Annotated in this window: 16 protein-coding genes; 2 read left to right on the top strand and 14 right to left on the bottom strand. The window is 58.5% G+C overall.

Annotated features, from left to right (window positions below):
• Positions 1 to 10 precede the first annotated feature (10 nt).
• The 9 genes from hpaA to EBA31_RS01905 all read right to left on the bottom strand — a co-directional run bounded on the left by hpaA (position 11) and on the right by EBA31_RS01905 (position 8,526).
• Positions 11 to 919 carry a 4-hydroxyphenylacetate catabolism regulatory protein HpaA gene (hpaA, locus tag EBA31_RS01945; protein ID WP_020825090.1) on the bottom strand — a complete coding sequence of 303 codons (909 nt, stop codon included), beginning with the start codon at positions 917 to 919 and terminating at the stop codon, positions 11 to 13.
• Between the two features lie 157 nt (positions 920 to 1,076).
• A complete protein-coding gene (gene hpaX, locus EBA31_RS01940) occupies positions 1,077 to 2,447 on the bottom strand; it encodes a 4-hydroxyphenylacetate permease (protein ID WP_116691327.1) in 1,371 nt (456 codons plus the stop codon).
• Between the two features lie 30 nt (positions 2,448 to 2,477).
• On the bottom strand, positions 2,478 to 3,272 hold the full coding sequence (hpaI, locus tag EBA31_RS01935) for a 4-hydroxy-2-oxoheptanedioate aldolase (protein ID WP_046375088.1): 795 nt from the start codon (positions 3,270 to 3,272) through the stop codon (positions 2,478 to 2,480).
• 46 nt (positions 3,273 to 3,318) lie between these two features.
• Positions 3,319 to 4,122, bottom strand: a complete 804-nt coding sequence (gene hpaH, locus EBA31_RS01930) for a 2-oxo-hept-4-ene-1,7-dioate hydratase (RefSeq protein ID WP_122077018.1) — start codon at positions 4,120 to 4,122, stop codon at positions 3,319 to 3,321.
• Positions 4,123 to 4,132: 10 nt separating this feature from the next.
• Positions 4,133 to 4,519 carry a 5-carboxymethyl-2-hydroxymuconate Delta-isomerase gene (locus EBA31_RS01925; RefSeq protein WP_020825086.1) on the bottom strand — a complete coding sequence of 129 codons (387 nt, stop codon included), beginning with the start codon at positions 4,517 to 4,519 and terminating at the stop codon, positions 4,133 to 4,135.
• Between the two features lie 51 nt (positions 4,520 to 4,570).
• Positions 4,571 to 5,644, bottom strand: a complete 1,074-nt coding sequence (gene hpaD, locus EBA31_RS01920) for a 3,4-dihydroxyphenylacetate 2,3-dioxygenase (protein WP_020825085.1) — start codon at positions 5,642 to 5,644, stop codon at positions 4,571 to 4,573.
• Positions 5,645 to 5,681: 37 nt separating this feature from the next.
• Positions 5,682 to 7,136: a 5-carboxymethyl-2-hydroxymuconate semialdehyde dehydrogenase gene (gene hpaE / locus EBA31_RS01915; RefSeq protein WP_046374571.1), complete on the bottom strand. Its 1,455-nt coding sequence runs from the start codon at positions 7,134 to 7,136 to the stop codon at positions 5,682 to 5,684.
• Positions 7,133 to 7,897 carry a fumarylacetoacetate hydrolase family protein gene (locus EBA31_RS01910; protein ID WP_122077014.1) on the bottom strand — a complete coding sequence of 255 codons (765 nt, stop codon included), beginning with the start codon at positions 7,895 to 7,897 and terminating at the stop codon, positions 7,133 to 7,135. Before EBA31_RS01910 ends, hpaE begins: the two co-directional genes overlap by 4 nt.
• Positions 7,894 to 8,526 carry a fumarylacetoacetate hydrolase family protein gene (locus EBA31_RS01905; RefSeq protein ID WP_122077010.1) on the bottom strand — a complete coding sequence of 211 codons (633 nt, stop codon included), beginning with the start codon at positions 8,524 to 8,526 and terminating at the stop codon, positions 7,894 to 7,896. Before EBA31_RS01905 ends, EBA31_RS01910 begins: the two co-directional genes overlap by 4 nt.
• Before the next feature lie 359 nt (positions 8,527 to 8,885).
• Here EBA31_RS01905 and hpaR point away from each other — a divergent pair, with 359 nt between their 5' ends.
• Positions 8,886 to 9,338 (top strand): homoprotocatechuate degradation operon regulator HpaR, encoded by a 453-nt coding sequence (hpaR, locus tag EBA31_RS01900; protein WP_122077006.1) that lies wholly within the window; start codon positions 8,886 to 8,888, stop codon positions 9,336 to 9,338.
• A gap of 52 nt (positions 9,339 to 9,390) precedes the next feature.
• Here the strand turns inward: hpaR and EBA31_RS01895 are convergent, their stop codons facing one another.
• From EBA31_RS01895 to EBA31_RS01875, 5 genes are read right to left on the bottom strand one after another with little or no spacing between them, the layout of a single operon-like run.
• On the bottom strand, positions 9,391 to 10,182 hold the full coding sequence (locus EBA31_RS01895) for an SDR family oxidoreductase (RefSeq protein ID WP_122077003.1): 792 nt from the start codon (positions 10,180 to 10,182) through the stop codon (positions 9,391 to 9,393).
• Between the two features lie 4 nt (positions 10,183 to 10,186).
• Positions 10,187 to 10,984, bottom strand: coding sequence for a molybdenum cofactor biosynthesis F family protein (locus EBA31_RS01890; protein ID WP_122077001.1), 798 nt, complete (start codon positions 10,982 to 10,984; stop codon positions 10,187 to 10,189).
• 10 nt (positions 10,985 to 10,994) lie between these two features.
• Positions 10,995 to 11,777: an SDR family NAD(P)-dependent oxidoreductase gene (locus EBA31_RS01885; protein WP_122076999.1), complete on the bottom strand. Its 783-nt coding sequence runs from the start codon at positions 11,775 to 11,777 to the stop codon at positions 10,995 to 10,997.
• Positions 11,770 to 12,357, bottom strand: a complete 588-nt coding sequence (locus EBA31_RS01880) for a DUF3156 family protein (RefSeq protein ID WP_122076998.1) — start codon at positions 12,355 to 12,357, stop codon at positions 11,770 to 11,772. The genes EBA31_RS01885 and EBA31_RS01880 overlap by 8 nt, the downstream gene beginning before the upstream one ends.
• Positions 12,332 to 13,825 (bottom strand): APC family permease, encoded by a 1,494-nt coding sequence (locus tag EBA31_RS01875; protein WP_122076996.1) that lies wholly within the window; start codon positions 13,823 to 13,825, stop codon positions 12,332 to 12,334. The genes EBA31_RS01880 and EBA31_RS01875 overlap by 26 nt, the downstream gene beginning before the upstream one ends.
• 565 nt (positions 13,826 to 14,390) lie before the next feature.
• Between EBA31_RS01875 and EBA31_RS01870 the strand changes: the two genes are divergently transcribed.
• Positions 14,391 to 15,038 (top strand): LuxR C-terminal-related transcriptional regulator, encoded by a 648-nt coding sequence (locus EBA31_RS01870; protein WP_020825075.1) that lies wholly within the window; start codon positions 14,391 to 14,393, stop codon positions 15,036 to 15,038.
• Positions 15,039 to 15,173 lie beyond the last annotated feature (135 nt).

The raw sequence follows: 15,173 nt of genomic DNA, 5'->3' as shown, positions 1-15,173 counted from the left end.
TGTTCCGCCGTTATGAAAGGGGATGCTGCGCGGCGCGGTAGGTCGAGGGTGAACAGCCTTCCAGACGATTGAAGAAACGCGCGAAATAGGCCGGATCCTTAAAGCCCAGGCTATAGGCGGTTTCATGCACCGTACAGGCGCTGAATAGCAGCATGCGCTTGGCTTCGCGCAGCAGGCGATCGAAGATCAAACGTTTGGGGGGCTGATTGGCAAACCGTCGGCACAAATCGTTGAGCCGCGATTCGGTGACGCCGAGCGCCTGAGCATAGTCCGGCACCGCCAGGTGATCGCGAAAACGTTCGTCCACCATCTTGTTGAAACGCTGGAACAGTTTCAGCTCACCCCGCACGCCGCTGGTGGCGGTATCCTCCAGCGTGGTATTGCGCAACAGCAGGGTAAACACCGCCTGCGCCAATAGCACCAGCGTCTGTTCGCGGCCCACCAACCTCTGGCTGAACTCACGCCGGATCAGCGCCCAGTAATGGCTAAGCGCGGTCAATTCCTGCGGTGCATCCGCCAGTGAAAGGCAAATGCCCGGCATGTCCAACGCCAGATTGCTGCCAGGGTAGAGGCGCTCCAGCAAAGGCCAAATCAGCTCCTGGCGTACCGTCAGCACGTGGCCGTCGCTGTCCGGTTCGGTGAAAAACGCATGGGGTACCGAGGGCGGCGTCAGGATGAACAGCGGTGCCTGCACCGAATAGTGCTGGCTGTCCAGCTGCAGCTCTATCTTGCCGGTCTCCAGAAAATGCATCTGGAAAAACCGATCGTGCCAATGCACCTGCATATCGCGGCCAAAAAACGCCGCCAGTCCGGCGAAGGTTTCATAGTGCACTTCGTCGGTGGCGTAACGCGCATCGTACTCTTTGCAGATATCGATATTGGCGATAAAACCGGTACTTTTCTGCACATCATCCTCCATCAGCGATGAGATCAGTGATAAGCCTTTTATTAGGCGTCATTGTCGCAGACAGTTTGGCCATGGACAGCGCGCAGGGACCCGAGCGTACACGCAGTACGTAAGGGGTCCGAGCACTGCCCTAGGCCAAAATGGCAAGTAAAATAGCCTAATATCAGGCTTATGGCGTGGCCCGTGGACGCGAGCCTTGCATCGGGATCCGCCACACGATCACGGCACCGATGACCAACAACGCCGAAACGAAATACAGCCCAGAGTTAAAGCTGCCGGTCAGATCCTTAAACCAGCCGATCAATACCGGGCTGACCGCCGATCCGATATTGCCGGTGGCATTGATCACCGCGATCCCAATCGCCCTCGCCTCGAGGCTGATGGACTGATCCGGCGTAGTCCAGAAGATAGCCATCGCCGTGAACGACCCCACCGACGCCATCACGATCCCCAGCAGCTGGATCATGCTGTGATCGGTGGCCGACGCCAGCAGCCATCCGGCAGCGGCAAACAGGTACGGCAGTGCGGTATGGTGTTTGCGTTCTTGCAGCCGATCCGATCTCTTACTCCACCACACCATGCCGGCGATGGTACAGACTTGCGGGATCGCCGCCAGAATACCGATCACAATGTTGCTACTGCTCTGGTTGAAGCTCTGCAGGATCTGCGGCGTCCAGATATTGATGGCGCTCAGGGTGTTGGTCAGACAGAAATAAGCCAGGGTATACATCAGCACGATCGGCGTGAAGATTTCCCGCCACAGGCTGCGCTGTTGCAATGCCCGATGGCTGCCCGGCCCATTGGGCTGCACCAGTTGCAGTTTGTCCGCCTCCATCATCGCCTTCAGACTGGCCTTTTCCTCGTCGGTCAGCCATTTGGCCTTGGCAGGAGTATCGTCGAGGTAGAACCACACCACCACGCCCAACAGCACCGAAGGAATGCCCTCCAACAGGAACAGCCATTGCCACCCTTTGAGGTTCATCAGCCCGTCCAGCGCCAGAATATAGCCGGACACCAACGAGCCAATCGCCATGGTTACCGGCATGGCGATCATAAACAGCGCGTTGGCGCGAGCGCGGTAAAAAGCCGGGAACCAATAGGTGAGATACACCAGAATCCCCGGCAGAAAACCGGCCTCGGTAATACCTACGATCATCCGCAATAGGTACAGGCTGGTCGGCCCGGTGGCGAACAGCGTGCAGGTCGAGGCGATGCCCCACAGCACCATGATGGTGGCGATCCAGCGTCGCGCGCCGACGATCCCCAGCATGATATTGCTCGGAATGCCGAAGATCACATAGGTGACGTAGAACAAGGTTGCCGCCAGGCCGAACATGGTCGAGCTCAGGCCCAGATCCTTGCCCATCGTCAGCCCGGCGAAACCGATGTTGATGCGGTCGAGGAAAGAGAAAACAAACAGCACAAACAGGAAAATAATCAGTCGCCGAAATAACTTTTTAATCACCGATTGCTCGGCGGCGGTTAACGCTTTATGTTGCTGCGCCGGGTTGACCGGCGGCAGCGAATCGACGTTGCTCATTGTGTCTCCAATAAGATGGCGGCCTGCAACCTAATAAACGCTCGGGGACTGTACGGGCGGCCGCTCTTGTTTAAAGCGGCTGGCCAAAGATTCCGCCGCTCGCGACAGCAGGGTGGTATCCACCCCTACTGCGACAAACAGCGCGCCGGACGCCAGATAGTGCTGCGCCAGTTCCGGGTTGGCCGTCAGAATGCCTGCTGCCTTACCGGCGGCGCTGATGCGCGCTATAGCGTCGTCGATGGTGCGCTGCACTTCCGGCTGCTGTGGATTGCCGGAAAAACCCATGTCGGCACTGAGATCCGCCGGGCCGATAAATACCCCGTCGACCCCTTCCACCTGCAGGATGGCATCCAGGTTTTTCACCGCCTCACGGGTTTCGATTTGCACCAGTACGCACATCTGCGCGTCGGCCTGTTGCAGGTAATTCGGCACCCTGTTCCAGCGGGAAGCACGAGCCAGCGCACTGCCAACGCCGCGTATGCCATGCGGCGGATAACGGGTGGCTCGCACCGCGTCACGCGCCTGTTCTGCGTTCTGGATCATCGGGATCAGCAGCGTCTGCGCACCGACGTCCAACAGTTGCTTGATCATCACCGGATCATTCCATGCCGGACGCACCACTGGATGACTCGGATAAGGCGCGATGGCCTGCAGCTGGCCCAATACCGTTTGTACGTTGTTGGGCGCGTGTTCGCCATCGATCAGCAGCCAGTCGAAACCGGCCCCGGCCAGCATTTCTGCGCTGTAGCTGCTGCACAGCCCCAGCCACAGGCCAATCTGCGGGCGTTTTTCCTGCAACGCCTGCTTGAAAGGGTTGGTTAACATGGTGTTCTCCATTGGTTTTTCCACTCTCCCACAGGGAAAGGGCCGATCAGACAAAGCGACAGCTGATGCAGCCCATCGGGCCATAATCCGCATGGAAGGTGTCGCCACGTCGGGCGGCAACCGGTCGGGTGAAGGAACCGCCGAGGATCACCTGCCCGGCTTCCAGCTCTACGTCGTACGGGAAGAGTTTGTTGGCCAGCCAGGCCACGCCGTTGGCCGGATGGTTCAGCACCGCTGCCGCCACGCCAGACTCTTCAATCACGCCGTTGCGGTACAGCAACGCGCTGATCCAACGCAGATCCAACGCGTCCGGTTTGATCGGCCGCCCGCCCATCACCACCCCGGCATTGGCGGCATTGTCGGAAATGGTGTCGAACACCTTGCGCGGGCGCTGAGTTTCGGGATCCACGTTATGGCTGCGCGCATCGATGATCTCCAGGGCCGGAATGATGTAATCGGTGGCGTTATAAACGTCGAACAGCGTGCAGTTTGGCCCGCGCAGCGGCTTGGCGAGCACGAAGGCCAGCTCCACCTCGACGCGCGGCACGATAAAACGGTCGATGGTAATATCGCTGCCATCGTTGAAAAACATGTCGTCCAGCAGCGCGCCGTAATCCGGCTCGGAGATCTGGGAGCTGACCTGCATGGCGCGCGACGTCAGGCCGATTTTATGGCCCTTGAGTTTGCGCCCTTCGGCGATCTTCAGCTCTACCCACTGGCGCTGAATGGCGTAAGCGTCTTCAATGGTGATCTCGGGATGATCCAGCGACAGCGCGCGGATCTGCTCGCGGTTTTGCTCCGCCTGATGCAAGCGCTGCACGGCATGACTAACCAGCTCTTTATTCAACATTGACGGCCCCTTAGCCTTGGCGAAATAGCGCGTGGACATTGTTTTGCTTGTAGTTCAGCACCGGATCCAGCTCTTCCATCGTGAAGGACAGCGCCAGATAGCGCCTGGCCATCAGCGCGGCAAAATGTTCTTTGATCAGCGCAAACAGCATCTCGCCCACCTGTTCACGACTTTCCAGGCTGCGGCCGTGACCAATCTTCAATGTCATATGCACGAAGGCGTAATCGTGCTTACCGTCGGCCATCTGCCAGGTATCCAGCCAGATAGCGCGGCTGCGCACTCCGGCCAGCGGAAAAATACCGGTGTCCGCCAGTGCCTGATTGACCTTGGCGAACAACGCGGGGAGCTCGGCTTCTTCGCGGATGTTATTGGTGCATTCAGCATAAAAATGCGGCATAGCAATCTCCGGGAAACGAATTTGCGCGAACGCCTGTCCGCGCGTTGGGGGCTACAGGGTGTTACCGAGCTTAAAGCCTTTCTCTGTATCGCCTTGACGGGTATAGGAAAAACCATCCGCGCCAATGGTGACGGCCATTTCGCTTGGCGCGTTGCGTTCGATAACCGGCTGCGGCTGGCCATCGAGATCGAGCACCAGTGACCCCTCGGTGTACCAGCTTGGCACTACCGGGTTGCCCCACCAGTCGCGGCGCTGGTTATCGTGCACATCCCAGCTCACGGTCGGGTTGTCAGGATCGCCGGTGTAGTAATCCTGGGTATAGATTTCTACGCGATGGCCATCGGGATCGCGCAGATAGAGATAGAAGGCGTTAGAGACGCCGTGGCGGCCTGGACCACGTTCGATCAAATCGGATTTACGCAGTGCGCCGAGCTTGTCGCAGATGGCCAGAATGTTGTGCTTTTCATGGGTGGCGAACGCAATATGGTGCATACGCGGCCCGGCGCCGCCGGTCATCGCGGTGTCGTGCACCGTGGCTTTGCGGCGCATCCAGGCGGCGTAAACCACGCCATTTTCATCCCGGATATCTTCCGTCACGCGGAACCCCAGGCCCTGGATGTATTCCACCGCACGCGGAACATCGGGCGTGATCTGGTTAAAGTGGTCGAGACGTACCAGCGCCCCTGGCGTGTAGAGATCGTAACGCCAGGCCAGACGCTCGACGTGCTGCACGTCGTAGAAGAATTCGTACGGGAAGCCGAGCGGATCCTCTACCCGCACCGAATCGCCAATGCCTTTGGCGAAGCCATTCACCCGACGTTCGGTACGACAACCCAGCGCTTTGAAATAGGCTTCAGCCCGATCGACGTCTTCCGGCGTACGCACCCGGAAGGCAAAGGCCGCAACGGCAGCCACCGGTCCTTCACGCAGCACCAGATTATGGTGGATAAACTCTTCCATCGACCGCAGATAGAGGGTTTTCTCGTCCTCGGCGGTCACAACCAGACCCAGGATATCGACGTAGAATTCGCGCGCGGCTTTAAGGTTGGTGACCTGAATTTCCATATAGGCGCAGCGCACAACATCGGGAGCAGGGACAGCATCGGTGGTAAGTTTGGTCGTCATTGTTCTCATCTCCTTCTTTTTTATTATGGTTTGAGGCTTAAACGCCCCAGCGCGGGATCGGGTGGTCACCCATGGAAATGCACACGTTCTTCATCTCGGCGAACACTTCAAAGCTGTATTCCCCGCCCTCGCGGCCGGTGCCGGAAGATTTCACGCCGCCAAACGGCTGACGCAGATCGCGTACGTTTTGGGTATTGACGAAAACCATCCCCGCTTCAATATTGCGGGCCAGACGCAGCACCTTGCTCACATCCTGCGTCCAGATGTACGACGCCAGGCCGTACTCCACGTCGTTGGCCATGCGCAGGCCGTCTTCTTCCGATTTGAACGGCAGCAGGCAGGCCACCGGCCCGAAAATCTCCTCCTGCGCGATGCGCATCCGATTGTCGACATCCGCCAGCACCGTTGGGCGCAGGAAGTTGCCGTGGCTGAGGCCAGCCGGTTTGTCCGGGCCACCGGCCAACAGGGTGGCGCCTTCTTCCAGCCCGAGGCGGATATAGCCGGACACTTTTTCCCAGTGCTGCTGGCTGATCAACGCCCCAACCTGCGTGTTGGGATCCTGCGGATCGCCTACGCGCAGGCGGTTGGCGCGCTCGGCAAAACGTTTGACGAATTCCGGGTAAATGCTCTCTTGAATAAAGATGCGCGAACCGGCGGTGCAGCGTTCACCGTTGATCGAGAAAATGGTGAACAGCGCGGCGTCCAGCGCACGTTCGATGTCGGCATCTTCGAAAATCAGTACCGGCGATTTCCCGCCCAGCTCCATGGAAAACTTCTTCAAGCCCGCGTTTTCAATGATCCGGCGTCCGGTGGCGGTGCCGCCGGTAAAGGACACCGCACGCACGTCCTTATGACGCACCAGCGCATCCCCGGCGGTGGCGCCGTAACCCTGCACCACGTTGAGTACCCCGGCCGGAATGCCGGCTTCCAGCGCCAGTTCACCCAGGCGATCGGCGGTCAGCGGCGACAGCTCGGACATTTTCAGCACCGCGGTATTGCCCAGCGCCAGGCAAGGCGCGGTCTTCCAGGTTGCGGTCATGAAAGGCACGTTCCACGGTGACACCAGCGCACACACCCCCACCGGCTGGATCAGCGTGTAGTTGAGCATCTTGTCGTCCACCGGATAGGTACGGCCGTTCATCTGCTGGCAGATCTCGGCAAAGAACTCGAAGTTGTGAGAAGCGCGCGGGATCAGCACGTTTTTGGTTTGGTGGATCGGCAGGCCGGTGTCGGCGGTTTCCATCTCGGCAATCTGCGGCACGTTCTCGTCAATCAGCTCGCCCAGACGACGCATCAGGCGAGCACGCTCTTTCATTGGCGTATTGGCCCATTTCGGGAACGCAGCCTTGGCGGCAGCCACCGCCTGATCGATCTCCAACTGCCCGCCGGAAGCGACCTCTGCCAGCACCTCGCCGTTGGCCGGGTTGGTGGTAGTGAAATACTCTTTGCTGGCTACGTTTTTACCGTTAATCCAATGGTTGATGGTTTTCATCGCAGGCTTTCCTCGTAATCTTTTTCACTGATGATGTGGTTAACCAGGCGGCCGATGCCCTCAATCTCCACCACCACTTCATCGCCCGGCTGCACGTCGGCCAGCCCTTTCGGCGTGCCGGTGGCGATCATGTCGCCCGGCTGCAGCGTCATAAATTCACTCAGGTAACTGATCAGGTAGGGGATATCGAAAATCATGTCGGCGGTGCTGCCGCGCTGGCGCAGCACGCCGTTGACGTAGGTGCTGAGTGCCAGACGGTGCGGATCGGCGATATCGTCACGATCGACGATGTACGGCCCAATCGGCGTCAGGGTATCGCGGCTTTTCACCCGCAGATTCGGGCGGTAATAGTTTTCCAGATAGTCGCGAATGGCGTAGTCGTTGCACAGCGTGTAGCCCGCCACGTATGCCATGGCATCTTCGCGGCTGACGTTACGCGCCGTCTTGCCGATCACCGCCACCAGCTCGGCTTCGTAGTGCATATAGTCGACGTTGGCCGGACGTACCGAAACCTGCCGATGGCCGGTCAGGGTGTTCGGCGCCTTGAGGAACACCAGCGGCTCTTCCGGGGCCTTGAATTCCAGCTCGCTGGCGTGATCGGCATAGTTCAGCCCCAGGGCAAACACCGTGCCCTGCGCCGGTGGCAACCACTCGACGTCCTGCTCTGGCAACACCGTGCCGTCCGGCAACGTCACGCGCAGTTGCTCGTCGACGCTGACATTAACAATTTGGCCATGATGGCGAATACGGGCGTGTCTCATGCGGTTTCTCCTGCCTGCACTACGCGGTTGGTCAGGGTCGGCAAACCGGCGGCACGCACCCTCACTTCATCTCCAGGTTTGATCTCCACCCGCTGGTGCGGCGTGCCGATCAGCACTGCGTCGCCCGGCTGCAGGGTAATAAAATCGCTGATGGCGGAGATCAGTTCCGGCACCGAACGCACCAAATCGGCCGTCGACCAGCGATCCTGCTCTACCCCGTTGATTTCGGTGATGATCTCCACCGCATCGGTGGTCACCAATGAACCGATCTCCCCCAACGGGCAAAAACCGTCGCGGCATTTCGCCTTGATCGCCGGGCGGTAAAAGCTGCTTTCCGGCAGGCTGATATCGTTGGCCAGCGCATAACCGACCAGATAGTCGGCGACCCGTTCGGCCGGCACCTTACGGGCGGTGTTGCCAATCACTACCGCCAGCGTGGCGCCGCTTTGCACTTGCTCACCGGCAGGAAACGGGATCGCCCCGCCGTTGGCGAGGTGGGTATTGCGCGGTTTGATAAACCACACCGGGGTCTTCGGCGGGGTTTTATACGGCGGCTGATGAAACGCCTGATCCCAGGCGTCTATCTGGCTGCGGTGATTCAACGCGACGGAAAATACGGTGCCTTTCATGCAAACTCCTTTCAATGACACAACAGGGCAATTCGGCATTCATTAATATGTTAATGAATACTTTTATACGCTGTTCAGCTTTTACGCAACGCCGGTGGATTGATTTGTGATCGTGATAACAAAATATTCACAACCCATGAACATTGGCGTGATTATTCAACGAATTAATCATTTTTAGGTGATTTTTACCGCTGCGGATGCGTTTTCGCTTTATCCATCTGGGTAAACTTGGCTACTATTAAGTTATTAATAAAATCAGGATTTACTGATAGGGGTATTGCAGTGTCCGCACGGCCACCTGCTGAGCCACAACAGTAAATGCCTGAATGACGAACACCTTTATAGCCAAGGCCAAATCTATGCATGAGTCCTTAACCATTGCCCTGCTGCAAGCGCGTGAAACCGCCATGGGCTTTTTTCGCCCGATCCTGAAAAGCCATAACCTGACCGAACAGCAATGGCGCATCATTCGCGTTTTGGCCAACAGCCGTTCGATCGAATTCCACGAATTGGCGGCAGAAACCTGCATCCTGCGCCCCAGCCTGACCGGCATTTTGTCGCGCATGGAACGCGATAAGCTGATTTTCCGCCTGAAACCGGTTAACGATCAGCGCAAGCTGTACGTGTCTCTCACCCAGCAGGGTCAGGAGCTGTATGAAGTGGCGCGCCACCAGGTAGAACAGGGGTACGCTGAAATCGAAGCCGCATTTTCACAGCAGAAAATGGACCAGTTGATGGCCTTACTGGACGAGCTGATCACCCTGGGGGATAAACTGCCCGCCAACGTGACCGCTCATCCCACAAAGAAATGATCCTTCCGATTATCATCCTCTGATTAATTGGCGTTGCAGCCAGGCTACAACGTCAAGAAAGAACAGGATGAGCCTCGGGGAGTAATGCGCCGCCGTCCACCACCAGCGTTTGGCCGGTCATATAGGCGGCCGCCGGTGAGGCGAGAAACACCATCGCCGCCGCGATGTCTTCCGGCTCCCCCAATCGCCCGAGCGGCACTGCGGCCGCAATCGCCTGATTGACCGCCGCGCCCCCCAGATTGGCCATCGCCGGCGTGCGGATCATTCCCGGCTCCACACCGTTGACCCTGACGCCAGCCGCCGCCAGTTCCAGCGCCGCCGCGCGAATAAACCCGTTTACTCCGGCCTTTGAAGCGGCGTAGTGCGCCAACCCCGGATAGGCGACCCGTGGCCCGGTCACCGACGACGTCACCAAAATGCAGCCCCCGCCCTGACGTTGCATCCAGGGTAAAGCCGCCTGCGCCAGAAAGAACGGCGCCATAAGATTAACGCTCAGCGTGCGTTGCAATAACACGGCGTCAATCTCGGCAAAGGGCGTCAGCGGGAAGTAAGCCGCGTTATGGATCACCACGTCCAGCCGCTGATGCTGCTGCCCAACCGCTGCAACCAGTTCGGCAATCTGCCACGGATCGGCCAGATCGCAGGCCATCGCCTGGACCTGCCCGCCCTGCTGTTGCAGCGTCTCGGCGGCATCCTGCGCTTTTTGCAGCTGCAGATCCGCCATCACCACCGTCGCGCCCAACTGAGCAAAGGCACTGACGATCGCCAGCCCGATGCCCTGCGCACCGCCCGTCACCAGCACCACCTGCCCCTTGAACGCATCAGCCGCATAGGTTGCATTCATCGGCCTATCCCCGTGGATGGTGGGTGGTGTTCAGCACCTGCGCATGGGCGCCTACCGCAAAATTGCTCAGCGCGCTGAAATCACTGCCCTGATAGCCGAGGATCTTGCCGTCGGTACGCATGCCCTGCAGATCGATCATGACCACGCCCAGCGTCGGCACAATCTTCTCTCGCCAGACAAACAGGTACAGCTGTTCGGCCACCTTCACGTAGTGGCAGCGATCGACATCCGCCAGCCCTTTCTCCACGCCGTCCAGGCACTGCCAGGCGTAGAAATTGTCGTTCAGATAAATGTGTTCGTAACGCTCGGTCGGGCTGTAGGTATACATGTTACGCATGCCAATCATCTCGTCGGTGAACTGTGGCGGCGCAACATCGGCGTTATCCAGCGTGCCAAAGTGGAATTCAACGTTGACCGCCGTCAGCGGCAACCCTTGCTCAACCCGGCTGAAGGCGTCCAGACGGGCTTGTTCCTCATCCGGCAACTGGCCATACACCGCCGTGAAATTACCCTGGTTGCGATCGCACACCAGCGTGATGCAGGCGTTCTCCTGTGCCGGATCGAGAAAATCGATAAACAGAATGCCGGGGCGGATGCTGGTGGCGCGATAAGCGATGCCCCTGTACTCCCCCCAACTCAGCGTCTGCTCATCGACAAAGTGACAACTCAGCATTTCTCCGTCGGCAAAACGTAATGTCAGCGTGTTACCGCTCAACCCATGCTGCTGTTCCAGCGTATTGCTGTGCGGCGCAAAGCCTTCCGCCAGTGCGCCAACCTGAATAAATACCGCTTCTGTACTCATTTGATGCTCCTTAAAGGGAAGTAAAAGCCAATGTCGGTACGTCGACAATGGTGGAGCCGCCGTCGGCCACCAGCGCCGCACCGGTAATGATCGACGCGTCCTCCGAACAGAGAAAACGGCAGATAGCGGCGATCTCTTCGGCGCTGGCCGGGCGACGCAGCGGCACGTCGCGGCATACCCGTTGGTAAGCCTGCTCCAGCGTAAGGTGGTACTCAGCCATCAGCGGCTGCATCTCTTCATCCGCCATCGGTGTAGTGACCCAGCCGGGACACACCGCGTTGGCACGCACGCCCAGCGGGCCGTAGTCACGAGCGATGGAGCGCATCAGCCCAATCAGCGCATGTTTGGCGGTCACGTAGCCGCACACCTCCGGCCCGGCGGCCAGCGAAGCGATAGAGGCGACAAACAGCAGGTTGCCGCCGGTTTTCACCAGCTCCGACAGGCAGGCGCGGGCGCTGGCAAAAGAACTGTTGAGGTTGCTGTCCAGCGCCTGACGCCACTGGTCATCGTTCATTTCGGTAATGCGCCCCAGCCCCATCCCGCCGGCGCTGCAGATCAGACAATCAATGCGCCCGGCCTGCTGCAAAATGGCCGGCAGCAGCTGGCTTTGCCAGCATTCACCGCTGGCCGCATCCCCCACCAATGCCTGCGCGCCAATGTCGTCCGCCAGCGCCATCAGAGGTTCACGGCGGCGGCCGATGATAAACACCCGATCGCCTCTGCTCGCCAGCAGCCTGGCGCACGCAGCCCCCACGCCGGTGCCGCCGCCGGTAATCACCACCACTCTACTCATCCAGTTTCTCCATCAATTGGCCGATCATCAGCAGGCTGCTCAGCAGCAAGCGCCGCTGCTCCGGTTCCAGCCGCAGATAGCGGCGACCGGCAGGCAAACGGCTGACCACTTCCGAAGCTGCGAAATGTTCGATCTCCAGCCGCCAATGACCGGCCGCGACCGTCAGTTGGATACGCCGAAAATCCAGCTGCTCCAGCGTTTCGGCAATCTGCGGATAGCGCCGCAGAGCGGCAATCATTCGCTGCGCTGCGGCATCATCCCGGGTCGCGCGATAAACCATGCCGCGTCGCCGCAACCAACCGCCGGCGTTAATGCGTAGCGTCAGCGGCTCCTTCTGCGAGCACGCCCCCTGCACGCAGAAACGCTGACTAACGATATGCGCCATAAACAGCGCGCTGACCTGTTCGCTAATGTCGATAACCGCCCCCTGCGGCAAGGTCAGGCGCAGCAGGCAGGGCGAAAGGCGCTCGCAGGCATAGGGCTGCAGATTGTTCGCCAGCCGGCTGAGGGTGACGCCCGGCTGGTAGCCCGCCGGGGAGCGCTGCCAGTAGCGATTAAGTGAGGGAAGTAAGCCGATCAAACTGGGCCTCCTCGCTTTCCGCTTTGGCAAAGGCCGTTTCCAGTACCTGTTCGACCGGCACCGGTTTAAACGGATTGACCTTTTGCACGCACAGGGTCCAGAACAGCGCATAGGCAGCAGTCAGGCCAATCATGATGCTGAACGGGATATAGACGGCATGCGGATCCATGCCCGGCGGGGTGATATAGATAATCGCCAGCACGATGCCCACGCTGGAGACAATTTGCGGCAGCGGGAACCAGGGAGATTTGTAAGCGCGTGGCAGATCCGGGCGGCGAATACGCAGGATCACCACCGAGCAGGTGACCAGCAGGTAGGCCACGCCCCAGGCGCACACCGCCGCCAGCACCAGCGGAATAATACGGTCGAGATTGCCCTGAATGGCAAAGGCATGCACGCAGGGGATCAATACCGCGACCAGAATACCTACCACCGGGGTTTTAAAACGGGGGTGCAGATAGGCGAAGATACGTGGCAATGCCCCGTCCAGCGCCATGCCGTAAAGAATACGCGGCACCGCCGCCATCAGCGTGTTGATGGTCGCCGCCCCGGCCAGCAGCAGCCCGATACCCAACCAGTATTTGCCGAACTCGCCCATCACCTGACCGGCAAAAGCCGGGATCGCCATCGGCGTATCCAGCAGATGAACGCCGTTGGCGGCGTCCACCACCGCGTTTTCCACCTGATGGCTGAGCGCCGCGCCGTACAACGCCATGCACACCGCCACGCCACACAGCCCCAGCGACATCGCCCGTGGGATCACGCTGGCGGAGCGTTTGATCTCCGGTGCCATCGGCGTGACCAGCTCACAACCGACGAACATAAACATCGCCATGCCGATCAGGCTGAATACCGCAAAGGGATCGCTCAGGCTCAGCGTGCTGCCGAACCAGCCTTCCAGCGGTACCGCGTGCGGCGAAAGCAGCCCGGTAATGCCAAATATCACCAGGGTGCTCCACATGGCGAAGGTCAGCACGATCTCCGCTTTACCGAAGGCCTCGATGCCGAAGGCGTTGAGTGCACCGAACACGATGACCAACCCCACCCCCACCATCCAGGAGGCATTGTGGGTTTCCATCAGGGTATTAAGGTGCTCAAAATTCACCAGCGCCATAATGCCGGAGAGAATGGTTTCGGCGGTCCCGGCAAAGATATGCACGATCAGGTAGGCCGACAGCGCGCCGGTAATGGCAAAAAAGCGTCCCATACCACAGGCGATATAGTCATACACCGATCCGGAGGTCGGCAAGATCGCCGCCGCTTCCGAGAAGGTGGTGAGCTGGGCCTGCATCATGATAAAGGCGATCAGCATCGCCAGCGCGAAGGTATCGCCGCCGATGCCGAAACCGCTGGTCACGGTGAGGATCACCGGGCTGGCCATAATCACCCCGACCGAGCTGGCCAGCGTGGTGGGGAATCCGACCTTGCCCCGCTCAAGATGGGCATGAAGCCGCGACGACAGGTTCATGGTTATGTCCTCTTATAGTTTTATCGTTTGGCCCTGATGGTGCTTTTGCAGGTGTTTCGTCGCCAGTGGCGGCAATATCACTATAGAGAGGAAAAGAAAATGCTGGCTATCGTCCTTAAGGACGAGGCCAAACCATAGCTTTTTCGTCTTACCTTTGGTGCCCAATCAACCGTTATGGTTTTCGTTGGCCGGAAAAGGTTTTCACAGAGAGAACAAACGGGATTAAGGCTGTCTATCGTTCTTAAGAACGAGCCGCGGGGAGCGGCATCAGCGGCGAGACTGGCCGGTGATATCGCAGGGGGTCACCACGCCGAGGGGGAAATTGCAGTAAATTCAGCAGGAAGGCCATAGGTCATTCGTTAATATATTAATAAAATATCGACACTCGTGCGGCACTGTCGCTGCCGAGGCCTCTTCGTTGCCTTGTTATTTATGTGTTTTATTGCAATCAGGCTCACGTTGTTAATATGTATTTATTGTGTTGCACAATTGCTATCACTATGCTTGTATCGTTCACATATTGACCGAATATTCCAGACCGAACGATAAAGGGAGGAAATGAATCATGCACATTACATCGTCCGATGCCTTTATCAACAGCTGTTTGACCACCATTGCGCACCTGATCCCGGTGTCCGCAGGGGTGTTTTATTTGGTTAACCAGGACCTGCGGCCAGACCACTATATTTTGCACGGCATCTCCGATAAAACCCATCAGCAGTACCTGAACCATTTCCAGCAGATCGATCCGCTCAAGCCGGCCAACTTTCACCAGCAAGACATCAACATGGTCGGCATGAGCCCGGCGGCAATCGCCAATAACCGCCATTACTATCATGACTTTATGCTGCCCAATGATATGCGCGACATGACGGAGATCTTTATTCGGCAGCGTAAACGCATCGTTGCCGGGGTGTCCTTGATCCGCGATACGCCGTTTACCGAACTGGAACGCGGTCGCCTGCGGGCGGTGATGCCGCTGATCGAACTGGCGACCCGCGACCTGTTGCCCGACGGGGAAGCCCGCCTGCTGACCGCCAAAGAGCAGGAGATCGTCAATATGGTGCGTGAAGGCGCCAGTAATAAACGCATAGCGTTGAAGCTGGGTATTTCGCTTTCAACGGTAAAAACCCATATGCGCAATATTTTTGCCAAAACTGAAGTGGTCAACCGTACCGAATTGGTGGCCAGCAGCTTTATTGCCCACGGTTAATAAAGAGAGCCATAACATCGGCTTATAGTGGAGAAAATAAGTTCGTTAATTATTCGCCATTCATGGCGCGGTTTCCGCCTGCCCAGAATACGGCAACGCGGTTATATCTGAGTCAGGCTTAACCTGCGGGGATAC

It is taken from the genome of Serratia sp. P2ACOL2, from assembly GCF_003691565.1.
Classification (GTDB): Bacteria; Pseudomonadota; Gammaproteobacteria; order Enterobacterales; family Enterobacteriaceae; genus Serratia; species Serratia liquefaciens.
The sequence above is the reverse complement of the archived record's forward strand: the minus strand, read 5'-3'. Positions and strand labels throughout refer to the sequence as shown.